The 25,122-nt window shown below is 36.9% G+C and carries 31 protein-coding genes; 21 read left to right on the top strand and 10 right to left on the bottom strand.

Annotation, left to right across the window (positions count from 1 at the left end):
• Positions 1 to 59: 59 nt before the first annotated feature.
• Together A3854_RS01545 and A3854_RS01550 are read right to left on the bottom strand one after the other, a co-directional pair.
• The gene (locus A3854_RS01545) at positions 60 to 443 is read right to left on the bottom strand and encodes a hypothetical protein (RefSeq protein ID WP_002941503.1); all 384 of its coding nucleotides are present in this window, start codon (positions 441 to 443) and stop codon (positions 60 to 62) included.
• Positions 436 to 1,134, bottom strand: coding sequence for a Bax inhibitor-1/YccA family protein (locus tag A3854_RS01550; protein ID WP_084041032.1), 699 nt, complete (start codon positions 1,132 to 1,134; stop codon positions 436 to 438). Before A3854_RS01550 ends, A3854_RS01545 begins: the two co-directional genes overlap by 8 nt.
• 171 nt (positions 1,135 to 1,305) lie before the next feature.
• On the opposite strand from A3854_RS01550, the gene A3854_RS01555 reads away from it, so the two are divergent.
• Genes A3854_RS01555 through A3854_RS01570 form a run of 5 tightly spaced genes read left to right on the top strand, consistent with a single transcriptional unit; the run spans position 1,306 to position 6,127 of the window.
• Positions 1,306 to 1,950: a carbonic anhydrase gene (locus tag A3854_RS01555; RefSeq protein ID WP_084041033.1), complete on the top strand. Its 645-nt coding sequence runs from the start codon at positions 1,306 to 1,308 to the stop codon at positions 1,948 to 1,950.
• Positions 1,943 to 3,787: a mechanosensitive ion channel family protein gene (locus A3854_RS01560; RefSeq protein ID WP_084041034.1), complete on the top strand. Its 1,845-nt coding sequence runs from the start codon at positions 1,943 to 1,945 to the stop codon at positions 3,785 to 3,787. Before A3854_RS01555 ends, A3854_RS01560 begins: the two co-directional genes overlap by 8 nt.
• A 10-nt stretch (positions 3,788 to 3,797) precedes the next feature.
• Entirely contained in the window at positions 3,798 to 3,956 is a 159-nt protein-coding gene (locus tag A3854_RS09525; RefSeq protein ID WP_021091126.1) for a hypothetical protein, read from the top strand.
• 46 nt (positions 3,957 to 4,002) lie between these two features.
• On the top strand, positions 4,003 to 5,082 hold the full coding sequence (locus A3854_RS01565; RefSeq protein WP_257639853.1) for a GGDEF domain-containing protein: 1,080 nt from the start codon (positions 4,003 to 4,005) through the stop codon (positions 5,080 to 5,082).
• Positions 5,075 to 6,127: a GGDEF domain-containing protein gene (locus tag A3854_RS01570; RefSeq protein WP_084041035.1), complete on the top strand. Its 1,053-nt coding sequence runs from the start codon at positions 5,075 to 5,077 to the stop codon at positions 6,125 to 6,127. Before A3854_RS01565 ends, A3854_RS01570 begins: the two co-directional genes overlap by 8 nt.
• A 25-nt stretch (positions 6,128 to 6,152) precedes the next feature.
• On the opposite strand, the gene A3854_RS01575 is transcribed toward A3854_RS01570, so the two are convergent.
• The 3 genes from A3854_RS01575 to A3854_RS01585 are packed head-to-tail and all read right to left on the bottom strand — an operon-like array spanning position 6,153 to position 8,982.
• A complete protein-coding gene (locus tag A3854_RS01575; RefSeq protein ID WP_084041036.1) occupies positions 6,153 to 7,436 on the bottom strand; it encodes a TRAP transporter large permease in 1,284 nt (427 codons plus the stop codon).
• 11 nt (positions 7,437 to 7,447) lie between these two features.
• Positions 7,448 to 7,990: a TRAP transporter small permease gene (locus A3854_RS01580; RefSeq protein ID WP_084041037.1), complete on the bottom strand. Its 543-nt coding sequence runs from the start codon at positions 7,988 to 7,990 to the stop codon at positions 7,448 to 7,450.
• Positions 7,990 to 8,982 carry a DctP family TRAP transporter solute-binding subunit gene (locus A3854_RS01585; protein ID WP_084041038.1) on the bottom strand — a complete coding sequence of 331 codons (993 nt, stop codon included), beginning with the start codon at positions 8,980 to 8,982 and terminating at the stop codon, positions 7,990 to 7,992. Before A3854_RS01585 ends, A3854_RS01580 begins: the two co-directional genes overlap by 1 nt.
• Before the next feature lie 443 nt (positions 8,983 to 9,425).
• Between A3854_RS01585 and sodB the strand changes: the two genes are divergently transcribed.
• A complete protein-coding gene (gene sodB / locus A3854_RS01590; RefSeq protein ID WP_084041039.1) occupies positions 9,426 to 10,043 on the top strand; it encodes a superoxide dismutase [Fe] in 618 nt (205 codons plus the stop codon).
• 558 nt (positions 10,044 to 10,601) lie between these two features.
• On the opposite strand, the gene A3854_RS01595 is transcribed toward sodB, so the two are convergent.
• Positions 10,602 to 11,768 carry a MalY/PatB family protein gene (locus tag A3854_RS01595; RefSeq protein WP_084041040.1) on the bottom strand — a complete coding sequence of 389 codons (1,167 nt, stop codon included), beginning with the start codon at positions 11,766 to 11,768 and terminating at the stop codon, positions 10,602 to 10,604.
• A gap of 99 nt (positions 11,769 to 11,867) precedes the next feature.
• On the opposite strand from A3854_RS01595, the gene A3854_RS01600 reads away from it, so the two are divergent.
• From A3854_RS01600 to tpx, 3 genes are all read left to right on the top strand, one after another.
• Positions 11,868 to 12,323 carry a DIP1984 family protein gene (locus A3854_RS01600; protein ID WP_084041041.1) on the top strand — a complete coding sequence of 152 codons (456 nt, stop codon included), beginning with the start codon at positions 11,868 to 11,870 and terminating at the stop codon, positions 12,321 to 12,323.
• Positions 12,324 to 12,541: 218 nt separating this feature from the next.
• Positions 12,542 to 13,684: a trans-sulfuration enzyme family protein gene (locus A3854_RS01605; protein WP_084041042.1), complete on the top strand. Its 1,143-nt coding sequence runs from the start codon at positions 12,542 to 12,544 to the stop codon at positions 13,682 to 13,684.
• 14 nt (positions 13,685 to 13,698) lie between these two features.
• Positions 13,699 to 14,223, top strand: coding sequence for a thiol peroxidase (gene tpx, locus A3854_RS01610; protein ID WP_084041043.1), 525 nt, complete (start codon positions 13,699 to 13,701; stop codon positions 14,221 to 14,223).
• A gap of 45 nt (positions 14,224 to 14,268) precedes the next feature.
• Here the strand turns inward: tpx and A3854_RS01615 are convergent, their stop codons facing one another.
• The 4 genes from A3854_RS01615 to A3854_RS01630 all read right to left on the bottom strand — a co-directional run bounded on the left by A3854_RS01615 (position 14,269) and on the right by A3854_RS01630 (position 19,863).
• On the bottom strand, positions 14,269 to 14,820 hold the full coding sequence (locus A3854_RS01615; RefSeq protein ID WP_084041044.1) for a ribonuclease HII: 552 nt from the start codon (positions 14,818 to 14,820) through the stop codon (positions 14,269 to 14,271).
• The gene (locus tag A3854_RS01620) at positions 14,820 to 15,674 is read right to left on the bottom strand and encodes an S-adenosylmethionine tRNA ribosyltransferase (protein WP_084041045.1); all 855 of its coding nucleotides are present in this window, start codon (positions 15,672 to 15,674) and stop codon (positions 14,820 to 14,822) included. The genes A3854_RS01615 and A3854_RS01620 overlap by 1 nt, the downstream gene beginning before the upstream one ends.
• Before the next feature lie 78 nt (positions 15,675 to 15,752).
• The gene (locus tag A3854_RS01625; RefSeq protein ID WP_084041046.1) at positions 15,753 to 16,847 is read right to left on the bottom strand and encodes an ATP-binding protein; all 1,095 of its coding nucleotides are present in this window, start codon (positions 16,845 to 16,847) and stop codon (positions 15,753 to 15,755) included.
• Positions 16,810 to 19,863 carry an Eco57I restriction-modification methylase domain-containing protein gene (locus A3854_RS01630; RefSeq protein WP_084041047.1) on the bottom strand — a complete coding sequence of 1,018 codons (3,054 nt, stop codon included), beginning with the start codon at positions 19,861 to 19,863 and terminating at the stop codon, positions 16,810 to 16,812. Before A3854_RS01630 ends, A3854_RS01625 begins: the two co-directional genes overlap by 38 nt.
• A 257-nt stretch (positions 19,864 to 20,120) precedes the next feature.
• Between A3854_RS01630 and rpsJ the strand changes: the two genes are divergently transcribed.
• From rpsJ to A3854_RS01690, 12 genes are all read left to right on the top strand, one after another.
• On the top strand, positions 20,121 to 20,429 hold the full coding sequence (gene rpsJ / locus A3854_RS01635; RefSeq protein WP_009295257.1) for a 30S ribosomal protein S10: 309 nt from the start codon (positions 20,121 to 20,123) through the stop codon (positions 20,427 to 20,429).
• Between the two features lie 20 nt (positions 20,430 to 20,449).
• Positions 20,450 to 21,028, top strand: a complete 579-nt coding sequence (rplC, locus tag A3854_RS01640) for a 50S ribosomal protein L3 (RefSeq protein WP_002941563.1) — start codon at positions 20,450 to 20,452, stop codon at positions 21,026 to 21,028.
• Positions 21,025 to 21,639, top strand: coding sequence for a 50S ribosomal protein L4 (rplD, locus tag A3854_RS01645; protein ID WP_021092445.1), 615 nt, complete (start codon positions 21,025 to 21,027; stop codon positions 21,637 to 21,639). The genes rplC and rplD overlap by 4 nt, the downstream gene beginning before the upstream one ends.
• Before the next feature lies 1 nt (position 21,640).
• Positions 21,641 to 21,922, top strand: coding sequence for a 50S ribosomal protein L23 (locus A3854_RS01650; protein ID WP_002941535.1), 282 nt, complete (start codon positions 21,641 to 21,643; stop codon positions 21,920 to 21,922).
• Between the two features lies 1 nt (position 21,923).
• On the top strand, positions 21,924 to 22,757 hold the full coding sequence (rplB, locus tag A3854_RS01655) for a 50S ribosomal protein L2 (RefSeq protein ID WP_084041048.1): 834 nt from the start codon (positions 21,924 to 21,926) through the stop codon (positions 22,755 to 22,757).
• A gap of 2 nt (positions 22,758 to 22,759) precedes the next feature.
• Positions 22,760 to 23,041, top strand: a complete 282-nt coding sequence (gene rpsS / locus A3854_RS01660) for a 30S ribosomal protein S19 (RefSeq protein ID WP_002941639.1) — start codon at positions 22,760 to 22,762, stop codon at positions 23,039 to 23,041.
• Between the two features lie 11 nt (positions 23,042 to 23,052).
• A complete protein-coding gene (gene rplV, locus A3854_RS01665; protein ID WP_009295259.1) occupies positions 23,053 to 23,385 on the top strand; it encodes a 50S ribosomal protein L22 in 333 nt (110 codons plus the stop codon).
• 1 nt (position 23,386) lies between these two features.
• Positions 23,387 to 24,085, top strand: a complete 699-nt coding sequence (rpsC, locus tag A3854_RS01670) for a 30S ribosomal protein S3 (RefSeq protein WP_002941650.1) — start codon at positions 23,387 to 23,389, stop codon at positions 24,083 to 24,085.
• 2 nt (positions 24,086 to 24,087) lie between these two features.
• Complete coding sequence (gene rplP / locus A3854_RS01675) at positions 24,088 to 24,513, top strand: 50S ribosomal protein L16 (RefSeq protein WP_021091116.1); 426 nt, start codon at positions 24,088 to 24,090, stop codon at positions 24,511 to 24,513.
• The gene (gene rpmC / locus A3854_RS01680; RefSeq protein WP_084041049.1) at positions 24,500 to 24,694 is read left to right on the top strand and encodes a 50S ribosomal protein L29; all 195 of its coding nucleotides are present in this window, start codon (positions 24,500 to 24,502) and stop codon (positions 24,692 to 24,694) included. The genes rplP and rpmC overlap by 14 nt, the downstream gene beginning before the upstream one ends.
• Position 24,695: 1 nt before the next feature.
• On the top strand, positions 24,696 to 24,947 hold the full coding sequence (gene rpsQ / locus A3854_RS01685) for a 30S ribosomal protein S17 (protein WP_021091107.1): 252 nt from the start codon (positions 24,696 to 24,698) through the stop codon (positions 24,945 to 24,947).
• The coding region (locus A3854_RS01690) for an uL14 family ribosomal protein (protein WP_180378630.1) at positions 24,947 to 25,122 on the top strand (176 nt) is incomplete at its 3' end. The genes rpsQ and A3854_RS01690, both read left to right, overlap by 1 nt.

The following is a 25,122-nucleotide window of genomic DNA, read 5'->3' on the forward strand; positions in this document are numbered from 1 at the left end:
CCTTTAAATTTTTAAAAATAACTGGTTGCGATTATACAAGAAAAGATTTAAATTTTTAGTTAAAGTTCTTTTTCAAGCTCATAAAGCTCGTATCTTATGCTTTTAAAAAGCTCGGCTCGCTCTAAATTTATAAGCTTAAAGCACTCTTCAAGCACGCGAGCGCTTTCCTGGGCGCGCTTGAAATTTGCAGTGATTATCTCGTCTAAATTTGATCTTTCTTGCTCGCTTTTTGTGCTAGTTTTTAAAACGTCGTTTTGAGAATTTCTAAATTTTAAAAATTCTTTTTGTGGGATCTTTGCCTTGTGGCGGAGGGATTTTATCTTATAGGCGAGCTTAGCGTCATCAAAGACATATCTTTTTATATCTTCAACGACGCGAAGCCCTTCTTTTAGCCTATTTAAATTCGCATCTATCACTCGGTAGATGCGCTCGTCATTAGTCATTTCTATTAAAAATGCCTAAAATTTGTAGTAATGATGTAAATAAATTTACAAAATCAAGATACAAAGCAACTGCGCCCTCAACCGGTGTCTCGTAGTTGCCACGGATGATATTTTGTGTATCAAAAAGTATATAAGCACTAAATAAAATCGATGAAATACTTGCGATTACAAGTTGAAACATCGTGCTTTTAACGAAAATGTTGATGATCGCCGCTACAACGATAACTATCAAAGTTATAAATAGCATCTTGCCCATCGTTGTAAAGTCGCGTTTTGTATTCATCGCAAAGACGCTTAATGCACCAAATGCAACTGTCGTCAAGCCAAATGCTTGAGCTACGATACTAGCGCCACTTGGCATAGCAAGGATCGCTGAAAGTAGCGGAGTTAGCGTAAGACCACTTACAAATGTAAATGCAAAAAGAAGTATTAAATTTAATCCCTCTTTGCGTTTAGCTACCATTAGACCAAAAAGCAACACAAACTCTAGTATCACAAGTCCCCAAAACAAAAATCTATTTGCCGCAAAAACGCCAGCAATGCTAATGCCTACATAAGCGCCAGCAGTAGCTGAAAGTAGTGATGCTGCAAAAAGTTGATAAGTTTGTTTTATAAAAGTGCTTAGTGAGCTTTGAGAATACGCAAGCTCTTCTTGATTTTGCTTAGCGTAGTTTCTATCATACAAACTCATTTTTTCTCCTTATGAATTTTTGTGGTGAGTTTAGCCTAAAATAATTAAACAATAAATAAAAAGAAGTTTAATAAAAAATATTAGTTTAAAGTCCGTTTTAGAGGGCATTTTTTTGATTAAATAAAAGTTGCTATAATCGCGATAAAAATATAAAAAATGGAGATAAATTTTATGGATGATTCAATACTTGAAGGTGCAGTAAAATTTATGGAAGATGGCTTTTTAGAGCATGAAGAGCTCTTTAAAAGTCTGCAAAGCAAACAAGATCCTCACACACTTTTCATATCATGCGTGGACTCAAGGGTCGTGCCAAATTTGATAACAAACTGCCTGCCAGGCGAGCTTTTCATGGTGCGAAATATCGCAAATATCGTGCCACCATATAGAGTGAGCGAAGAGTTTTTGGCGACCACTTCGGCGATTGAGTATGCGCTTGAAGTTTTAAACATTAAAAACATCATCATCTGCGGACACTCTGATTGTGGTGGATGCGCAGCACTTTACGCAGATGAAAAGAAGCTAAAAAACACCCCAAACGTTAAAAACTGGATAAAACTGATCGAGCCGATCAAGCGAGAAGTGCTTAAATTTACAAGCGACGACCCAGCCAAAATGGCATGGCTAACCGAGAGGCTAAACGTGATAAACTCGATCGAAAACATAATGACCTATCCAAATGTCAAAGAGGAGTATGAAAGTGGCAAGCTTCAAATTTATGGCTGGCACTACATCATAGAAACTGGCGAAATTTTTAGCTACGATTTAAAAGAGGGCACGTTTAAGCTTCTAGCGGACAAAAGAGGCGAAAATGCGTAAATTTCTAGCCATTATCCTGCTTTGCTTTACCTTTGCTTTTGCGGCTGAGAGCAACAAAACTCAAGAAGAAGACATAATAAGCATAACAAATCAAATCCAAACCCTAAACAGCCAGATAAAAATTTTAAAAGCACAGCAAAAAGATGCAAATAACTCAAAGGCTGACAACTCAAATTTAGCTAGCCTCCACAAAAAAAAGAGTGATCTTTTAGAAAAGATACCAAACTATATCATGCAGATCGAATTAACCCAAAGCGATATCAATAAATTTAATCTGCAAAAAGAGGTGCTAGAGAAAAAGGTAGCTAAACTAGAAAAGCAGTCAAACAAAGACGCCTACATCCAAAGTGCTATCGAGCTTGAGAAGATGAAGGTTGATTACGCTTACTACTCAGCGCTTATTAGCCTAGAAGAGGTCTTTAAAAAGGGCGCTAAGGCAAATTCTATAAGAGATGTGATAGATAATGGCCTTTTAAATTTACAAACAAATTCTTATGTAAGCATAAAAGATCTAAAAGACTCACTAAATGACACTTCAGGCTCTTATGACAGCGCCTTTTTTGACCTTGAGCTAAAAAAAGAGAGTGAAGAAGAAATTTTAACCTATCTTAAAAATAACGCCGATCTTCTAAGCTCAAGCATGCTCTTGTCTGAGCTAAATTTAGTCGATGCAGTCGAATACATAAACAAAGCAACTGACATAAATTCAAGTAAATTTAACATCGGCAAGATCGTTGTTATCGTTGCGATATTTTTATTTTTCGTCTCGCTAACTAGAATTCTAGCCAAACTAACCTACTGGCTAATGTCACTCATCGCTTCAGGCGAAGGGGTAAAAGAGGCTAAAAATCAGATCGTTGATATCGTGAAAAAGCCGATCTCAGCACTTCTTATCATCTATGCGCTAAATATCTGTATCGGCGTTGGATTTTACCCAGTGCCAGTGCCTCTAACGGTAGCAAATATCTTTTCTATCATATATATAGTCGCATTTTCATGGCTTGTCCTAACCATACTAAATGGCTACGGCATCGCTATAATCGACAAGATCGCGCAAAAAAGCAAGCGTAAAGAGGTGATAAACCTAGCACTGAAAGTCATCTACGTGATCGTGCTAATCATCACACTTTTGCTGATCCTTCAAAAGCTTGGCTTTGATATCTCAGCGCTAATTGCCTCACTTGGTATCGGTGGTCTTGCCGTTGCTTTTGCGGCAAAAGATATCATCGCAAACTTCTTTGCTTCTGTTATGATGCTCTTTGATAACTCATTTTCGCAAGGAGACTGGATAGTTTGTGGTGATATAGAGGGCACTGTTGTTGAGGTTGGCTTTAGAAAGACGACTATTAGAAGTTTTGATAATGCTTTAATCTTTGTGCCAAACTCAAAACTGGCAAGTGATCCTGTTAGAAACTGGAGCAGAAGAAAAGTCGGTAGACGTATCAGAATGCTAATTGGCATTGAGTATGGAGCGACAACTGATGAGATTAAAAAATGTGTAGATGACATAAAAACTATGTTGATAAATCATCCAGATATTGCCAAAAGTGAGGATATAACAGCAAAGAAAAAAGGGCTAAAATATAGACAAAGTATAGTTTCGGTTGATGATTATGCTGGATATAAATCAAATTTATTTGTCGTGGTTGATGACTTTGCAGATAGCTCAATAAATATCTTAGTTTATTGTTTTGCAAAGACTATCGTTTGGGGAGAATTTTTAGATGTCAAGCAAGATGTAATGCTAAAGATTATGGATATTTTAAAGCAAAATGGTCTAAATTTCGCATTCCCAAGCCAAAGCTTGTATATTGAAAGTGTCAAAGATAAAATTTAAGGAGAAAACAATGAGTGATGATTTTGACTATGAAGAAGTAGAAGAAGACTACTCTGAATTTAATGACGATGAGGACGATAGTAGCGATAGTTATGACTATAATTACGATGAAAATGACTACAACTACGAAGATAGTGACGAGGATGAGGATAGTTACGACTCTTATTAGAATGACTTAATGAAATTTAATGGAATAAATTTACAGGGAGTTTTGTTTGACACACGATTTTGTAGATCAAAGTAGTTATAAAGCGATCGATGATATCTATAAAACGATATTAGACGTTATGATAGCTGCAAATGCACTATCTTTGTTGCTTTTTATGATCATAGCTACACCACTACTTTTTATGTGCTTATTATTTATAGCAGCTGGCATATTGCTTAGAATAAAATTTGACATAAAATATAGAGTATTAATATCCCTTGCATTTCACCTAAATATCATATTACTTGTTACTATTATTGTTACTACTATGGGTTGGAATACTGGAATTTGGATAATACTTGTTGGTGTAATTTTTATAAACTACTTCCTAGCGTTTGATTCAAAGAGCCTTACTTATATAATGGCATTTTTAGAATTAATCTTGCTTATACTTCTTTATTTTATTCATAAAGATGAGGCGCCGCTGATCCCATCTGCTATACGAGGGGCGATAGTTGTGTGTAGTATTGTTTTTGCTTTTTTTATTGTTTTAAGACTTTCAATGTTTGCAGATGTTATCACTTCTAGTGGATATCAGCAAATAAGAAAAGAGACGGAAGAGCTTGAAAAGGACTCAAAGCATGATTTTTTAACTGGTCTTTTAAATAGAAGAACAATAGAAAAAACTTTAAGATTTGAACTAATTGCCAACAAGGAAAGAAGTGGTAACACAAATTTAGTCATAATGTTAGGCGATATTGATAATTTTAAAAAAATAAACGATACATACGGGCATGACTGCGGTGATGAGGTCTTAAAAGATGTAGCCAGTGCTTTAAAGAAATCATTTAGAGGCAAAGACTATGTTTGCCGCTGGGGCGGAGAAGAATTTTTGATAATCTTGCCCGATACAAAGATAGAATTTATCCACGAAGTAAGCAAAAGGCTTAAAAAACAGATAAACAATGCAAAACTTCCAGATAAAACTCCAGTTACTATGACCTTTGGCATGCTAATATGTGCAAATGGTATTGAGGTGGATTTTGAGCAAGCCATAACTTTAGTAGATAAGCTGCTTTACGAAGGCAAGCAAAATGGCAAAGACCGCATCGAATTAGAAATTTTAAAAAAGGGCTCGGATGCGTAGAATTTCACTCTATACGGCTCAAAAAATTATCATATTTTCAATATTATTAACTCACGTCTGTTATTTTTTTATCTTTTTATTTATGAAAGAAGAAATTCTAGCGGTTACGAATGTATTTTCAGTAGCAACCTATCTTTTTCTTTTAAGGCTTATTTACGATAGCCCTGAAAATAACAAGATAACAATGGTAATAGTCCAGCTAGAAATTTTATTTCATGCATTAGTTTGTATGCTGACACTTGGATGGGGATACGGATTTGGATTATTGTTTTTAGCATCGTCGCTAATACTATTTTTTACTTCATTTACCTATAAATTTTTTAACTACATAATAGTTGCAACGCAAATAATTTTATCCATAGTCTGCTATATATATTTAGATGGCCAGCCTGTAAAAGATTTTGATAGCTTTAAAGATCTACTTTTTGTTTTTAACTTAAGTATGGTTTGTGTATTTTCGGTTGTTGTTTCGTACCTTTTGGAGAGCTCAAATTTATTTATATTTTTAAGTATCTTAGAGGAAAAAGAGATGGCTGAAAATATCTTAAATCACGATCCATTAACAGGACTTTTAAATCGTACTTCGATGCAGAAAATTTTAAGTCAAAACGATCTTTATAAAAATAGGGACTTTGCTATCGTTATGTGCGATATCGATAACTTTAAAAAGATAAACGATACCTATGGACACGGTGCAGGAGATGCTGTTTTAAAAAGCTTATCAGGTATATTTAAAAACACATTTAGAGATAAAGATAGAGTAGCTAGATTTGGCGGAGAAGAATTTTTAGCAGTCGTCTTGGGCGTAAAAAAAGACGCAGCTGTAAGTATCGTAGAGCGTGTTAGAGAGACTTTGAGTAAAAATATAGTTGAGTTTGAAAACATAAAGATCAACGCAACTATGACTTTTGGAGTAGTTGCTCATGATGGCACGGGAGAATTTAGCTTGGAAAAGATGATAAAACAAGCTGATAATCTACTTTATGCTGGTAAGCGAAGTGGTAAAAATATCGTTATGAGTGCGGATTACGATCCAAAAGCATAAATTTAGAGGCAAGAGCCTCTAAATTTTAATGTCCATACATTATGTTTGGCAACCAAAGAGAAATTTGTGGTATATAAGTAACCAAGATAAGGCCAAAGAATAAAGTAAGTGTCCACGGCAAGCATGCCATGATGACCTCTTTTAGATTCATATTTGTAAGACCGCTTGCAACAAATAAATTTAGTCCAACAGGCGGAGTCACCATACCTATCTCCATATTTACAACTAAGATAATGCCAAAATGTATCGGATCTATGCCAAGTTGCGTTGAAATCGGAAGCAATAGTGGCACCATGATCATGATAACGCTTGAAGGCTCCATAAACTGACCCATGATAAAGAGCAAGATATTTACAAATATCAAAAATCCTATCATACCGATATTCGCGTCAAGTATCATCGAAGCGATAGCTTGAGGGATTTGCTCGCTAGTTAGCAAATATGCAAAAACAACGGCGTTTGCGATGATGAAAAATATCATAGCTGTTGTAAGGGCTGAGTCTAGGCAGATATCCCAAAGATCTTTTATCCTTATATCTCTATAGATAAAAAGTGAGATAAATAGCGCATAGACCGCACTTGCCGCAGCAGCTTCAGTTGGAGTAAAAATTCCACCATAAATTCCGCCGATGACCACGACAACGATCAAAAGCGCCCAAAATGCTTTGGCAAATTTCTGCACTCTTACTTTAAATGGCTCAGCTTTAGTCGCTTTAAATCCAAGCTTTTTTGCACCGACATAAGTTTGAACTAGCATAAAAGCTCCAAGCATAAGACCGGGTACAACGCCTGCCATAAAGAGCTTGCCAATACTTACCTCTGCTGTTACACCATAAACTATCATAACAACTGAAGGTGGGATCAAAATTCCAAGCGAACCAGCCGTAGTTATGCCGCCCACTGCATACTCTTTTGGATAGCCAGCCTCTTTTATCGCTGCAAACATAATTGAGCCAATAGCCACAACCGTTGCAGGCGAGCTTCCAGAGACCGCTGCAAAGATGATGCAGGCAAATATTGCACTCATAGGCAAGCCGCCTGGCAAGTGTCCGACCATAGACTTTGCAAAGTCGATAATACGCCTTGCTGAACCACCTTTGCTTAATAAATTTCCGGCCAAGATAAACATTGGTATCGCCATTAGCGAAAATTTATTGATACCATCAAAAATTAGCTGCGGGATCGTAGCGATGTCGATATCTGTAAAAAATATCATCGTTAAAACGGTGCTTGTGCCTAGCGAAACAGCAACTGGCACGCCTATTAGCATCAGTGCAAAAAGTAGGATAAATAAAAATGCTATTGTCATCTTTTTTCTCCTTAATCTTTGACTACGCTACCATGAGCTAGCTCATGTGCTTCGTTGCTTACGACATTTTCAGCAGGCGTTAGAGCTACTTTTATGGCTTTTTCGGTTGAGCGGTAGCTAGCTGTAACGAAGGCTATTGGAAGCACTACCATAGGTACCCATTGTGGTATGCCAAGGTCTATTATCATCTGCTCGATCTCGTGAAGAATTTGTAGATAATCAATCGAATAAACTGCGATAAATAACAAAAATACAGTGGTTAGCACATGAGAAAAGATTAAACATGCTTTTGCAAGGGCTGGTGGAAATTTTTCCACCAAAATAGTCACACTGACGTGAATGCCCTTATTAAAGCCGTATGCCGCGGCAAAAAACGCCGACCAGATAAAAAGATAGTTTGATAGCTCGCTCGCCCAAGACCAGCTTTTATCGAAAAAATATCTAGCCATAACATTTGCAAAGGCTAGCAATGTTCCACTTGCGAGCCCAACTACTGCGATAGTTTTATTTAGTGAGGCTATCGCTATATCAAGGACATTAAAAAAGCTCTTCATTATTTTGTCCCAAGAGTCTTTTCTATGAGGTCTTTACCGATAACATCGTAAAATTTAGGATAGATTGACTGCATAACCTTCTGCCACTCAGCCTTTTGTGTATCATCGATCTTATAAATTTCTAGTTTTTTACTAGCAGCGATGTATTTTTCAAGCTCAGCTATGACGTGAGCGTCCTCTTTTGCTGTCTCTTCTCTCTCAAAAGCTGTTGCTTCGCTTAGGGCTTGTTTTACATTTGCTTTTAGATCATCTGGTAGCTTACTCCAAAATTTATCACTCATAACGACTAAATAGCCCAAATATCCGTGACTTGAAAGTGTAAGCGAGCTTTGAACTTCATGAAATTTTGAGTTATAGAAATTTGAAAGTGGGTTTTCTGTCGCATCAACTACGCCTTGTTGAAGTGCAGAGTAAACTTCTGAAAATGGTAGAACTTGTGGATTACCACCAACTACTTTGATCTGTTCTTCAAGTACCTTTGAGCTTTGGATTCTAAATTTTTGTCCTTTTGCATCTTCTGGCACAAGAACTGGCTTTTTGCTTGAGCTAAAGTGCTTAAATCCAGCATCCCAATAATCAAGCGCCACAAAGCCTTTTTTTGTAACAAGGGCTTTTAGCTCCTCGCCGACCTCGCCGTCTTGGACCTTATGAAGGTGCTCTGCGTCTTTAAAGATGAAAGGCAGGTCAAAGAGCTGAAACTGTGGCACGATAGGTGTAAATTTAGAAAAACTTGGAGCTGCCATTTGAACATTGCCAAGCTTTAACGCACCAAAAACTCTATCGTCGTCAAGTAGCTGCGCTGATGGAAAGACTTGAACTTTTAATTTACCGCCACTTAGCTCTTCAGCACGTTTAGCAAAAAAGTCAGCTGCCTTGCCTTTTGGTGTAGAAGCTGCAACAACGTGAGCAAATTTGATCGTATAGACCTTATCAGCACCAAATGCTAAGCCACTGATGGCACAAGTGAAAAGTAAAGCTTGTAATAATTTCATCTTTTATCCTTTGTAATGGTTTTGTTAAACGCATTATAAATTTCAAAAATAAAAATTTAGAAATTTTGTTTCGTAAATTCACAGCTATTTATTTTTATATGTGTATTTTAGTAACAAATGTGCTCTTAAAAGCTAAATTATATTTTTGAAAAATTTTTATAGTTTTTCAATAACTAAACTTTTAAAGTATACTTGTTACTTTTTTACACATAAAATTTATTTTATTTTTACTTTTAATAAATTTTTGAATCCATTTAAACAAATGCACGGAATATTTTGCTCTAAATTTTCTTTTCTATAAGTTTAAAAGCCCGCCAAAAAAATGTAAGTTTAGTCTTGCTTAAATTTAGCCTATATTTTGCGGCTAAATTTAAAAGATTTTTGTTTATTAATTTTTTATGGCTATAATACGAAACAACAAATTTTATTATTAAGGAATTATTATGTTTGAACTTAGAAAACTTCCATTTGATGCAAATAGCAATGCAGTAGTTAGCGCAAAAACCTGTGAATACCACTACGGCAAGCATCATGCAACTTACGTAGCAAATTTAAACAATCTTATAAAAGATACAAAATTTGCTGACGCATCATTTTATGAAATTCTAAAAAATAGCGAAGGTGGCCTTTACAACAACGTTGCTCAAGTTTATAACCACGACTTTTACTGGGACTGCATCGCTAAAAAAAGCGAGATGTCAAGCGAGCTAAAAGCTGCGATCGAAGCAAATTTCGCTAATTTCAAAGAGGAATTTTTAAAAGCAGCCACAACGCTTTTTGGCTCAGGCTGGGCGTGGCTTGTATTTGATCCAAGCAGCAAAAAGCTAGAGATCGTACAAACTAGCAATGCAAAAACTCCAGTGAGTGATGGAGAAGTGCCACTTCTAGTCGTTGATGTTTGGGAGCACGCTTACTACATCGACAACTTCAACGCTCGCCCAAAATACCTAGAGACATTTTATGAGAACATAAACTGGGAATTTGTAAGCAAAGCTTACGAGTGGGCACTAAAGGAAGGCCTTGGCTCAGTTGAGTTTTACACAAAAGAACTTCATAAATAATATCTGGCGGGACTTTCCCGCCTTTAAATTTCTACTTTTATCTAAATTTTTAAAATCATCAAATTTATCAGTAAAAACTATCTTGTTTTAAAAGAAAGTGCAACTTCAAAAATAGCTCAAAATTTTATTTTAGCAAACAATTTTTCTTAAATTTAAAGCCAGTGTGAGCTATCTCAATCTCAAATTCTACTTTGTTGAGAATTTTAAAGCCACTGCTAAATTTATGAGCCAAAGCCACGTTAATGTTTAAAAAAGAATGCGTTTTGCAACTTTAAAATAACTCCCAAGTGCCCATGGTACTCTTTTGGCACTCTAACGCGTGCTGATGAAATAGAAAAATGGCAAAAGTTAGATTTATAGCTTGCTCTATTGCAACCAAGCAGCATTCTATTTAATTTACAAAAGTGAGAGTGAAATATTTTGGTTTTAAGATTCAAACCGCCACAATATTCAAAAAAGTGGGGGCAATATTTACTGCTTCAAAAATGCCCCGAGCTGTATTAATATCAGGCAGGAGTAGCTTTAAATTTCAAAGCCACCTTGCCAAATTTACTCAATTTATCTTTTTGAAGTGTATAAATTTATACCATTTTGTAAGCGTTTTAGTCCTTCAAGCACTCTCTCGCGCTGGGTTGCGATATTCATACGAAGGAAAAATCTATCTCCCCTGTAAGCATTGCCATCATTTAGCCAAAGTCCAGCTTTATCACGCAAGAAATTCATAAATTTGCTCGAATCCTCGCAAAACGCGCTGCAATCAAGCCACAAAAGATAGGTCGCATTTGAAGGCAGAAGTTTTACTGGCAAATTTTGCTCTTTTATGAAATTTATAACGATTTTTTTGTTTTCAAAGAGATAATCCCTAAGCTCATCAAGCCATGTTTGACTATCGTTAAATGCCGCTATTGTCGCAGTTATTGCAAATGCGTTTGCCTCACCTATCTCATCATAATTTACAGCTGCATTTATTCTGGCACGTATCTGTTCATTTGGCGTGACGATGGCTGAGCTTTGAAGTCCAGCTATATTAAAGGCTTTTGTAGGTGAGACGCATGTGATTGAGTTATTTTTGCACTCTTCGCTAACGCTGATAAATGGCACGTAGCTTAGCCCAGGATCAGTTATGTCGCAGTGGATCTCATCGCTGATAACCAAAACATCATGCTTATAGCAAAGCTCGCCTATCTTTTTAAGCGTCTCTTTGTCCCAAATTTTTCCTATTGGATTGTGAGGATTACAAAGAAGCATCATAGTTGTTAGCGGCTGAGCTAGCTTTGCCTCGAGGTCGTCAAAATCGATCTCGTAAGAGCCATTTTTATAGACAAGGTCGTTTGATAAAATTTCACGGCCATTATTTTTGATGCAGTTAAAAAATACGTGATAGACGGGAGCTTGAACTAAAATTTGATCTCCTGGATTGCTAAATCTTCTAATCGCAGTAGAAATCGCTGGTATAACGCCAGTACAAAAGCACATCCAATCGTTTTCAAAGCTAACATCATGACGCCTCTTCCACCAGCCTTTAATCGCTTCGTTCCACTCTTTTGGAATAAATGAGTAGCCAAAGACGCCATTATCAAGACGCTTTTGTAGGGCATTTAAAATTTCAGGTGCAGCCTTAAAATCCATATCAGCAACCCACATTGGCAAAATATCGTTTTTCATTCGCCACTTCGATGAGTTGGTGCCATCTCTGCTAATAAGCGTATCAAAATCGTACTTCATAGCTTTTCCTTAAAATAAAATTTTAAATCAATTATAACCCAAAAGATACTAATATAATTTGAAATTTTCTCTCAATTTAATATTTCAAAAGGAAAAATGATGAAATTAGCTCAGGCTCTCATTTTAAGAGCCGATACACAAAAACGTTTAGAGCAGCTAAAAGGTAGGTTGCTCGATAATGCAAAAATGCAAGAAAATGAAAGACCTAGCGAAGATCCAAAGCTTCTTTTAAAAGAGCTTGATAGGCTAAGCGATGAGCTATTTAGACTGATCTTGGCTATAAATTTAACAAACTCAAGTGCAAAATTTGAAGGCGCGAGTCTAACTGAAATGATCGCTAAAAAAGATACGCTAAGCCAAAAAGCAAGCGTGCTTAGGGATTTTGCCAAAAGTGCAAGCCAAAAGGTCGATCTTTACTCAAATAGCGAGATAAAAATTTTAAGTAGTGTTGATGTGGCCACGCTCCAAAAGCAAATAGACGAGCTATCCAAAGAGATCAGAGAGCTAGATATGAAGCTACAAGAGGCAAACTGGTCGGTTGATCTAGTAGAGTAAAATTTATGGTAAAAATTTAGCCAAAAGCGAGTAAAAAACCATACATTGGCGGCTTGCGAAGACCAGGCAAAAGCTTAAATTTAGTCTTAGCAATCTTACAAATGCAAATTTAAAAAGCACTTTTACTACCACTTACTGGTTTGGCTATATTTTGGGTGGGTTTGGGGAAAATTAATCTTTATCATGTAAAATTTCGTAAATTTTTAAAAAGGAAATTTATGAAACTAGACACTCTCATCGTAAAAGGCATCGAAGCTAAAAACAACCCAAACAAAGCGGTCGTTCCGCCTGTATTTTTGGCTAGCACCTTCGTGCAAGATGATCTTGAAAATTTTCAAGAATTTGCATATTCGCGTGGTAGCAACCCAACCAAAAAAGCATTTGATGAAATCTTTGCAAAAGTTGAAGGCAGTAAATACGCATTTAGCTTTGGTTCGGGCATGGCAGCAACAGCAGCCGCACTTAGCCTTATAAAAACTGGGCAAAAGGTCCTACTAAATAGTAACGTCTATGGTGGCACTTATAGATATGTCACAACCGTCTTTGAAAGCCACGGCATAAAGAGCGAATTTATAGATGATCTAAATTTTTTAAGTGAAGATGATATAAGTGACGATGTAGCAGCGATATTTATTGAAACTCCATCAAATCCTCTCTTAAGAGTGACAGATATCGCTAGAATTTCAAAGATCGCTCACAAAAAGGGCGCTCTAGTCATCGTGGATAACACATTTTTAACGCCTTATTATCAAAGAGTGCTTGATTATGGAGCTGATATCGTGGTCTATAGCGCTACAAAGTATATCGGCGGACACGCTGATGTGATCGCTGGTATCGTCACACTAAACGATGATGCTTTGGCCGAAAAGATAAAATTTGCTAAAAACACGCTTGGTGGCATCATCAGCCCTATGGATGCATACTACCTAATACGTGGGCTTAAAACGCTTAGCGTTAGGTTTGATAGACAAACGCAAAATACGCATAAAATAATCAAATTTTTACAAAATAATGACGCAGTTAGCGTGGTGCATTTTGCTGGCTCATATAGCGAGCAAGAGGCAAAAATGCAAGCGGCTCAAGCAAGCGACATCGGTGCACTTATCTCATTTGAGCTCGATGAAAAATATGATGTAAATAAATTTGTAAAATCGCTAGAAATTTTTGATCTAGCAGTGAGCCTTGGTGGCGTAGAAAGCCTTATCTGCAGGCCTGCGACTATGACACATGAGGCATATCCAAAAGAGGTGCTAGATAAGATCGGCATAAAGCAAAACTTGCTTCGTTTAGCAATCGGTATCGAAAACGCTGATGATCTAATAGCGGATCTTGATCAAGCATTTAAAAAAGCAAAAAAATAATAAAGGAGATAGATATGGCAACTACAAAATTTAAAGGTAGTGAGGTAAATTTAAGTGGAAACGAGGTCTTTGTAGGCTCTTATGCGCCTGAAGCAAAAGTCGTAGCACAAGATCTTAGCGAGTTTAGTGTAGGCGGAAATAATGGCGTAGAAGTACTTGTTTGCTTGCCATCACTTGATACTGGCGTTTGCGCAGCAGAGGCTCGTAAATTTAACGAAAAAGTAGCTGGCAAACATGGTGTAAAACTTAGCATCATCTCAAATGATTTGCCATTTGCGATGGGGAGATTTTGCACGACTGAAGGCATAGAAAATTTACGTGTCGGAAGCGACTTTAGATACGGAGAATTTGCTAAAAACTATGGCGTTTTAATGAGCGATGGTCCACTAAAAGGACTACTTGCAAGAGCGGTATTTGTCATCAATGATGGCGTAATAATTCACAAACAAATCGTCCCTGAAGTGACAGAAGAGCCAAACTACGATGCTGTATTTGATGCTATTAAAAGTAGCGGTGGTTGCGGTTGTGGCTGCCATTAAAAAAGGCTTTATCTAAGCATCTATTTGATGCTTAGATAATTAATCTTAGTCAAATAGAGATTTTTCAAAAGATTTTACTACAAAGCTTTTTCTATGAAGGCTTGAATAGCCAAACTTGACAATGGCATCTAAATGCGCCTTTGTGCCGTATCCTTTGTGCCAAGCAAAGCCATACTTTGAGTAAATTTTATCCCAGCCTTTCATTAAACTATCGCGGCTAACCTTTGCTAATATGCTAGCAGCGCTTACCCCAGCGACTTTGCTATCAGCTTTTATCATCGTTGTGATACCAACGCCATAGTCTAAATTTCCATCATAAATGATCTCAAAGTCCTTAAAATGCGCCTTAAAAAGTTTGAGCGCTCGTCTTAAACACTCACTTAGCCCAAGTTCGTCTATTTGCGCATTTGAGAAGTAGATGATGAGAAAATTTGAGCTTTTTATGATCTCTTTAAAAAGCTCCTCACGCTTTTTTGCAGTTAGTTTTTTGGAGTCGTTTAGACCTGAAATTTCTTTATTAAGCACGCAGGCCGCTACGCTTAAAGGCCCAGCTAAAGCCCCACGTCCAGCCTCATCTATGCCACAAATTTTTGCCATTAAAGTCCGATATCCTCGCTAAAGTAAGGTCTTAGCTCATCAAGTGGCACGCTAATTTGCTCTTCATTTAAAAAGGTAAGCCCAAGTGGCGAAAGTACAAAATTTTCGCTAACGCCTGCTGTTGCGAGGATTGCTTTTAGATGAGGGTCGTTCATATCTTTAAAAATCTGCTTTAACTTTAGCTTTTTGTTGGTTTTAAGTAAGACGACATCGCAACTAGTTTTGTTGTTTTTATAGGTGCAGATGCTTTTTATTTTGTCATTTATATAGTAGATGTTATCTAGGCTCTCAAATTGGTTATTCGGCCATTTTTTACGCTCACTTTTTAGGTCATAAAGTGTCGAGAGTAATTTATTTTTATTTTTTTTAGCCGATTCTTTGGCAAATATATCGTTAATTATAGCTTCGTATCTCGTGCCATTTGCTTCGGTCATTTGGATGCCAATATTTAGCATTTCATACTCTTTTTCTTTTTTAATAGTCGCATTATAGGCTTTGTTTTTAACGATTATTTTGCCCTTTAGCTCTCCATTTTCATTTTTAACATCTAAATTTATCTTATCAGATACAGCATTTAGCGATGAAATTTCACTACTATTTTGCTCAAGATTACCTTTTTCATAGTCGTATTTTGTACCATCAAAAAAGATATGTCCGCTTATCTTAGCCGGCACTTTAAAGCTCTTACTTTGCTTAAAATTTTCAAATTCATCTTTAAAATAGTTCATATAAACTTCAAATTTTATACCATTTGCCTCACCAATAAATTTATAAAATTTTGCCCAGTTTTCGTGATTTATCTCATAGCCAAATAGGCTTACTATAAGTATAAAAATCCCAATAAATGCTCTCATGTCCGTCCTTCATAGTTTTTTTGATTATAGCTTCTTTACTTTAAGCTTTTAAAACAATAATCAAATAAAGGTTTAAATTTATAAACCTAGACTCCACCTAGAAAATGGCAAAATTTCGCATTTTATGCCCTCAAAGCTAAGCTCAGCTTGGTTTGCGACGCTAATTATCTGAAGCTTACTTACACCCAGCTCTTTTAAGCTTGCGTGGAGTTTTTTAAATTTTAAAAAGATGATCTCTGGCGCAGAAAACGGCACACAAATGATCGCTATCTTCCTTTTGTTAAGGAAGAAATCAATCTCTTTTGTGTAGTAAATTTCATCTTTAAATTTAAGCAACTCGCAAAAAACGACATTTGCAAAGACGGCCAAAAAGTCCTTTTTTAGGTATAAAGCGTTACGAAGTGCAAAATTTGTAAAGTATAGCTTTTTGCTCGTACTGCTCTCATCTAAATTTGGTACTAATTCTATAAAGCCATTTTCATTAAGGTTGGTTACCGCGTTATAGACACTATCTTTTGAGATTTTCATCTGCCCTTTTAGGTTTTTGTAGATACCAAAAGTACTAAGCACATCGTGGCATTTTGGAGCACATTCTTTTAAAATGGCAATGCTTTGCTCGCTTAAATTTGATTTTAAAAGCTGTTGCAGGTGCGCTGTGACCTCGCTGGAGTCTAAAAAGGCACTTGCTATCTCGTTGCCGTGAGCCAAAAAGTAGCTAAAAAGCAGGTCTTGGTCCAAATTTTTCTTAAAAAATAGTATAAATTCCTCGTAATCGAGATATTTTAAATTTATACGAGCAAAGCCGTCAATCGTGAGTGAAAATTCCTTACTTGTAAGGATGATATTTTCAAGTGTTGCGCCCTTTAAAAAGTCTAAATCTGCAAGGTCAGCAGCTTGTAAATTTTCAACTGCAAGAACCTTTATCTGGGCATTTTTTTCTAAAAATTCTTTCAAATTTGCTAAAAGCAAGGCTCTGTCTATCCTTAGATCGTCTAAATTTACATAAAGTCTCTCCTCGCTTTTATAATGGCTCAAAAACTCATAAACAAGGGCTGTTTTGCCACTTGAAATGGCGCCTATTATAAGCGTTTTTGGCGAGATGATTTCGTATTTTCTGGGGATAAATTTACTTGATTTAAGCGGCTGATTGTAATAAAGCTCTAATTGGTTCATTTTCTCCCCTTTGTAAGATGTATATGTAAATTTTTGTTATACCGTCAATTCCCCCCCCCGTTATAAGTGCGATCTCATCGCTCGTTAGCTCATAAAGCTCAAAAACAAATTTGTCTATTTTTTCGTCACTTGCCTTGATTTTGTCGTTTAGCGTGTCGATATTTTCTTTGGCTTCTAGCTTTTCATCAAGAGTTAAAGTAGGCATATGCTTCTCGTAAAGCTTGATTTTTTCATTGGCTTTTAAAATTTCATCGACCAAATTTATTATCCCGTTTGATAAATTTTCATTTTGTGGCGTAATTTGGGGAATAGGTAAAATCTCTAAGCGATTTATTTTTATTTCGCCTTCAAGTCCGCCTCCAGCATAGAAAAAGTTGAAAATTTTATAAACAGCTGTTGAATTTAAAAAGGCTAATAAAAATTTTAGATTTTCGCCAGTTATGCAATATGCAGTATTGTCTGGAATATTATTATTTATATCGTAAGCAAATTTAGGGCTTTGCACCATTCTTGCACATAAAATTTTCTCTTTTTCAAATTCCTCATAATAAGCGATGTTATCTTGCGTCTCAAACCATTTATTTGATGTTTTTTTGCGGCATTTTTTACCATTTATGGTTTCGCTACTTTGTGCTATATAAGGCAAGAAAGTTTGTAAATATCCCTTAAGACTTGGGAAATTTTCGATATCTATCTTTAACGCCGGAAATGTGCAAATGAGCCACAGCCCAGCCCACTCATAGTCATAACGCTTTATATCTCGACCTCGTAAGATCGGTCTAATGAGCTTTTGTATCTGTTCTCTTTCTTCTCCAACGCAGTTATTTAAAATTTTATCACGAGTGTCGCTATCAATAATGAAAGCTTCGTTTAATCCAGTTAAAATTCCACGATAAATATTCACATCCCAATCTTTCAATGGCTTTGCGACTTTTTCGATTTTATTTTTTAGCTCAAATTTGCTCTTATCAAGGAAAGTGAAATTTGTTTCGTTTAGTGTGGATTGTGGTATTTGGATAAATTTTTGTGTTTTTAAATTTATGGTGCTTGAAGCCAGGAAATTAAATTTTGAATTTCCACCGGCTCTTATTTTTCTAAAAATAGTAACCGCACTATCTACGCTCGCATCTTCAAAAACTTTAACCCCAGTAAAATCGATAATATGTGTTATTTGCGTATTTTCTAGTATAAATTTACGTAAATTTTCACCATAGCTGGCACGGAAAAATTTGTTTGAACATATAAAACCTAAAAGTCCATTTTCTTTTAGATGCGTAATGCCAAGCTCATAAAAATAGACAAACAAATCAGCCGTGCCGCTATAAACTTTATATTTTTGTAGAGCTGGCTTTTGCTCTTTTATCGCCTCTTGTCTGACATAGGGAGGATTGCCGATAACGACATCAAATTTAAAGTCAAAAGGAAATTCTAAAAGCGAGTTTGCAGCTACTAAATTTTTACTAAGATCTGTTAAAACTCGTCCTTTTGCAGCTGTGCGGAGCCAAAGAGATAGTCTGGCGATCTCGACTGCATCGGCATTTATATCTACGCCGTAAAGGTTATTTTCTAAAATAGTGCTTTCTATATCGTAAAGTCCCAAGCCCTCACCCTCATATACTTTGCGGTAAGTGTCTAATGCGCCATGCTCACTAATGAGAAATTCTAAGGCTTGGTTTAAAAACGTACCAGAGCCACAAGCTGGATCAAGTATTTTAAGAGATAAAAGCCACTCGCGGTAAGCATAAATTTTATCTTTGATCTCACTTTCTGCTTTGGTTAATTTTTTGGGATTTTTTGGTGCTAATAGCTCATTTAGATCAAGCCCTAGCTCATCTTTTTTGACTTTACAAAGCGCACCAAGCGAATTTTCAACTATAAATTCTGTTATAAACTCTGGCGTATAAAATATGCCATCTTTTTTACGTTTGCTCTGTTTGGCATCAAATTCATTGCCATTTATTTGCGCATTTAGCTCTTCAAGGTCGTTTAGCGAGCTTTCAAAGATATGTCCCAGGATATTTACACCGATGTCGCTTAAAAAGTCATAGTCGCTTAAAAACTGCGCTTCAAGCACGCTATCGTCTATCTTTAGCCCATCAAGCTCAGTATCTGTGGCAAAAAGTCCGCCATTGTAGCGTTTGATATCAAGGCGCTCACTGCCTTCATCGATGGCTTTAAAGTAAATTTTGTAAAAGTCATAAAAACTAAGCTCGGTAACTTGGTTTTGAAATTTATCTTTTATCTCGGCTATCGTGCGAAGTCTTAGTAGTCCGCGGTCTTCGGCAAATAGTATAAAGACAAACCTATCACATAGTTTTTGAGTTAGGCTTAAAAGCCTATTTTTATCACTAGCATTGTTTTTGCAAATATTTTTAAAAAGAGTGAGCCTAAATGCGCTAAAGTCTTTATAAAATTTGTTTGAAATTTCACGCTCGTGAGTGGCAAATTTCTCTTTTAGCTTTAGCGGCAGATCCGTGCTAATGCTCTCAAAGCTAAGCAGTAAATGAAGTCTTTTAAACTCGTCAAAGCTTGCTGTAAAAAGGTCAAATTTTTCAAATGTTGTTTTATTGCCGATGTAAAAACGCAGTTCATTAAAATTTGAAACAACGACATATTTGGCATTTTCATGCGAGATAAAGTAGCGAAAGGCTTGATCTACTGGGCTAAGCTCGCGGTTGGACGGAGTTTTATCAAGATGCTGTGTAGTCTGATCTTTTAGCTCGATCACGCATCTAACTTCGCTATTTATCAGTATCGCCCCGTCTGCCTTTTTGCCGTCAGTTTCGTTCTTTTTCTCACGCTCAAGATTGAAATTTGTAGGATTAGTAGTGTCCAAAGTGTAGCCAAGGCAGTTTTCAAAGATATCTTTTAGAAACTGCGTTTGAAATTTCTCTTCTTTGAAGCTCTTAATGTCGCTAGCTTTTGCCTGATATATTTGCAAATTTATATAACGCTTCTTAAGCTTTTCCTCATCTTGTTCTTGAGTTAATAAGAATTTTGTATTAAAGATCGGCATCTTTTCTCTTTAAAATTTTAATTTCTTGGAATCTTATCTTTTTAAATTTTATATCTTCCTTATTAAAAGGAAATAATTAATCAAAATTCATCAAAAAATAGCGTTTTTCTTGACAACTATAATAGCTTTTTTGTAAAATCGCGTTCTCTTTACGAAAAGACAAGCGTCTTTGCTCGTACGATCGCTTGATCCTATGCGAGTTATTTTGATGTAAAGAGGTCGCGAGTTTGCGACAAGTTCTTTTTAAAGGAAAACACATGGAAAGAATCAGGTTAAAGCTAAAAGCTTACGACCATAGAGTTCTAGACCGCACTGTTGCAGCAATCGTAGAAGCTGTCAAACGAACAGGTGCCGACGTTCGTGGCCCGGTACCAATGCCTACAAAGATCAAACGCTATACAGTCTTAAAATCTCCACACATCAACAAAGACTCACGTGAGCAGTTTGAGATGAGAATACACGCTCGTATGCTTGACATCGTAGCTGCTACTCCAGAAACTGTAGATAGCCTAACAAAACTCGACCTAGCTCCAGAAGTTAATGTCGAAGTTCGTGCGATGAAATAAGCGGACCAAAGGATAAGAGTATGGAATATATTGTAGAAAAAATAGGCATGAGTAGAACGATTGCCACGAAGAGTACGCCAGTTACACTACTTAAGCTAGTTGAGGCTAAGGTATGTGAGATCGACGAAAACAAACGTGCTATCGTAGCGTATGCCCACACTAAAGCAAACAACAAAGCTATAGCTGGTCAGCAAAAGAAATACAATCTGACTGCAGAATTTAACAAATTTGCTACGCTTGAAGTAGCTAATAGCGAAGTTGGAAACCTAGACTTTACACCATTAAATGAGGCTAAAATTTTAAAAGTTAGCTTTAACTCAAAAGGTAGAGGCTACCAAGGCGTGGTAAAAAGACATGGTTTTGGTGGTGGTCCAAAAAGCCACGGCTCACGTTTCCACAGACGCCACGGTTCAATTGGTAACTGCGAATGGCCAGGTCGTGTTCAACCAGGTATGAAAATGGCAGGACACATGGGTAATGAGAAAGTTACTGTTAAAAACGAGCTAATAAGCTTTGACGCTCAAAATGGCATCGTAGTTGTAAAAGGTTGCGTTCCTGGTCACAATGGTGCAATGGGTAAAATAAGGATTGTAAAATGAGTAAAATTCACGTATTAAACGATAAATTTGAAAATTCAGGCGAGCTAGAGCTTCCTGCAAGCTACGCTGAAGTAAATCCGCACAACCTATATCTTTATGTAAAATCTTACCTTGCTGGTATAAGAGCAAATACGGCTCATACTAAAAGTCGTGCTTTTGTAAGCGGTGGTGGTAAAAAACCATGGAGACAAAAAGGACGTGGTGGTGCAAGAGCGGGTTCAACTAGAACTAACGTTTGGGTAGGCGGTGCAGTTGCATTTGGTCCAACAAACGAGAAAAACTATTTTCAAAAAGTCAATAAAAAACAAAAAAGACTAGCTCTTGAGTACGCTTTGGCAGTAAAAGCACAAGATGGTAAAATTTTCGCAGTAGATAGCATCTCAATCGAGTCTGGAAAGACAAAAGATGCAGCTAATATCATCAAAAATTTAAAAGTAAAAGACGCGCTTATCGTTAAAGATTTACTAGACGATAAAACACTACTTGCTTTTAGAAATTTAGCAAACTGCTATGTAGTAGATGCAAATGAGGTAAATGCTTATCTTGTCTCTACATTTAGTTCGGTTATTATTGAAAAAGCTGCACTAAAAACTATAACAAAAGAGGGCTAAAATGGCGGATATAACTGATATCAAAACAATTATTTATACAGAAAAAACTCTAGGCCTTCAAGAACAAGGCGTTGTTGTTATCCAAACTTCACCAAGAGTTACAAAAAACAGCTTAAAAGCGGTTTTACAAGAGTATTTTGGAGTAACGCCTGTTCGCGTAAATTCACTTAGAATTAGCGGCAAGGTTAAGCGTTTTAGAGGAAGAGCAGGCCAACGTGACGAGATAAAGAAATTCTACGTTAAGTTACCTGAAGGCGTAAGCCTAGAAAATACGGAGGCGTAAGATGGCTATAAAATCATATAAACCATATACACCTAGTCGCAGATATATCACTGGACTAAGCTCTGAAGATATAACAGCTAAACCAAGCGTTAGAAGCTTGCTTGTTAAACTACCTGCATCTGGCGGTAGAAATAACAATGGCCGTATAACTTCAAGACATAAAGAGGCAGGTGCAAAAAAACTTTATCGTATCATCGACTTCAAACGTCGTAAATTTGGTATAGAAGGTAAAGTTGAAGCGATCGAATACGATCCAAATAGAAACTGCCGTATCGCTCTTATAGCTTATAAAGATGGCGAAAAGCGCTATATCATTAGACCAAATGGCCTAAATGTTGGCGATGTTATCGCATCTATCGATGAGGGCTCACTAGATATTAAGCCAGGTAACGCTATGAAACTAAGATTTATCCCAGTTGGTACTATCGTTCATAACGTAGAGCTAAAACCTGGCAAAGGCGCTCAGATAGCTCGTTCGGCTGGTGGTTATGCTCAGCTAATGGGTAAAGAAGAGAAGTATGTCATCTTAAGAATGCCAAGTGGCGAGATGAGACAAGTGCTAGCTGAGTGTATGGCAAGTATTGGTGTAGTTGGTAACGAAGACTGGGCTAACATTACTATCGGTAAGGCCGGACGTAATCGCCACCGCGGTATCCGCCCACAAACACGTGGTTCTGCTATGAACCCAGTTGATCACCCACACGGTGGTGGTGAAGGTAAGAAAAATTCAGGCCGTCACCCAGTTACTCCATGGGGTAAACCAACTAAAGGTGCTAAGACTCGCCGTAAAAAAGCTAGCGATAAGCTTATAATTTCAAGAAGGAAAGGAAAATAGAGATGGCAAGATCACTCAAAAAAGGTCCTTTCGTAGATGATCATGTAATGAAAAAAGTTATTGCCGCAAAAAATGCAAACGATAACAAACCAATCAAGACTTGGTCAAGACGTAGCACGATTGTACCTGAAATGATTGGACTAACATTTAACGTTCATAATGGCAAGAGCTTTATTCCTGTATATGTTACAGAAAATCATATAGGCTATAAACTTGGCGAATTTGCTCCAACACGCACATTTAAGGGTCACAAAGGCTCAGTGCAAAAGAAAATCGGCAAGTAAGGGGAGATAATATGAGTAAAGCAATTATAAAATTCGTAAGACTTTCTCCTACAAAAGCAAGACTTATAGCAAGAGAAGTTCAAGGCATGAATGCCGAGCTAGCGCTTGCAAGCTTGCAATTTATGCCAAATCGTGGTGCTAAATTTATAGCAAACGCTATTAGCTCAGCAGTAGCAAATGGCGGATTTGAGCCAGAAGAAGTTGTAGTAACTAGTTGCCGCGTTGACGCTGGTCCTGTATTAAAGAGATTTAGACCAAGAGCAAGAGGAACAGCGAGCAAAATTCGCAAACCTACTTCTCATGTAATGGTAGAAGTATCTAAACCTGAAAAGAAGGAAGCATAATATGGGACAAAAAGTAAATCCAATAGGTCTTAGACTAGGAATTAACCGCAACTGGGAATCTAGATGGTTTCCAACCAAACAAAGTCTTCCTGAAAATATCGGTGAAGATTACAAAATTCGTGCATTTTTAAAGAAAAAACTTTACTATGCAGGAATTAGCCAAATTTTAATAGAAAGAACGGCTAAAAAACTTCGTGTAACCGTAGTTGCAGCTCGTCCTGGTATCATCATCGGCAAAAAAGGCCAAGATGTTGAAAACCTAAAGAACGAAGTTAGCAAACTTATCGGCAAAGAAGTAAATGTAAATATCAAAGAAGAAAGAAAAGCTCAAGCTTCAGCTCAACTTGCTGCTGAAAACGTAGCTATGCAACTTGAAAAGCGTGTCGCATTTAGACGTGCTATGAAAAAAGTTATCCAAGGTGCTCAAAAATCAGGCGCTAAAGGTATCAAAATTTCAGTTGCTGGTCGTTTAGGTGGTGCTGAGATGGCAAGAACCGAGTGGTATCTAGAAGGTCGCGTTCCGCTTCATACTCTTAGAGCAAAGATAGATTACGGTGTAGCTGAGGCTCATACGACTTATGGAAACATAGGTATTAAAGTATGGATTTTTAAAGGTGAGGTTCTTCAAAAAGGTGTTCAGCCTGAGAAAACTGAAGAAGAAGCACCTAAGAAAACACGTAGAGCAAGAAGAGGTAAATAATTATGTTGATGCCTAAAAGAACGAAATTTCGTAAGCAAATGAAAGGTCGCAACCGTGGTTATGCGACTCGTGGAGCATCTTTAGCAACTGGCGAATTTGCACTTAAGGCCGTTGAAGCTGGTAGAATAAATTCTCGCCAAATAGAAGCTGCTCGTCAAGCTCTAACTCGTCACGTAAAAAGACAGGCTAAAATTTGGATTAGGGTTTTCCCTGATAAGCCACTTACTAAAAAACCTCTACAAACTCGTATGGGTAAAGGTAAGGCTGGAGTTGAAGAGTGGGTTATGAATATCAAACCTGGTCGTATAATATTTGAAATGGCTGGTGTTAGCGAAGAGTTAGCTCGTGAAGCTCTAACTTTGGCTTTACACAAACTTCCTTTCAAATCAAAATTTGTAACGCGAGAGAGTGAAAATGAAATATACTGAGTTAAAAGATAAGAGCGTTGCAGAATTAAACGCGTTGCTAAAAGAGAAAAAGGTGCTTTTATTTACTTTAAGACAAAAGCTAAAAACTATGCAGTTAAGCAACCCTAATGAGATTGGTGCTGTTCGTAAAGAGATAGCTCAGATCAACACTGCAATTAGTGCAACAAGACAAGGGGCGTAAAATGGCATTAAAAAGAGAAATTCAAGGTGTTGTTTTACAAAAAGCTGGAGATAAAACAGCTACTATTTTGGTAGAAAGACGCGTTATGCACCCAAGATACCATAAATTTGTAAAACGCTTTAAAAAGTATTTAGTTCACGATGAGAAAAATGAGACAAGAGCAGGCGATACAGTTGTTGCGATCGAGTGCAGACCACTTTCAGCTCGCAAGAATTTTCGCTTAAAAGCTGTATTGGCAAAGGGAGTTGAGTAATGATTCAAAGTTTTACAAGACTTGCAGTTGCTGATAATAGTGGTGCAAAAGAGTTAATGTGTATAAAAGTTCTTGGCGGTAGTAAAAGAAGATACGCTACACTTGGCGATATAATAGTTTGCTCTGTAAAAAAAGCTCTTCCAAATGGCAAGATCAAAAAAGGACAGGTTGTAAA

This window comes from Campylobacter concisus (assembly GCF_002092845.1).
Lineage (GTDB): Bacteria > Campylobacterota > Campylobacteria > Campylobacterales > Campylobacteraceae > Campylobacter_A > Campylobacter_A concisus_AQ.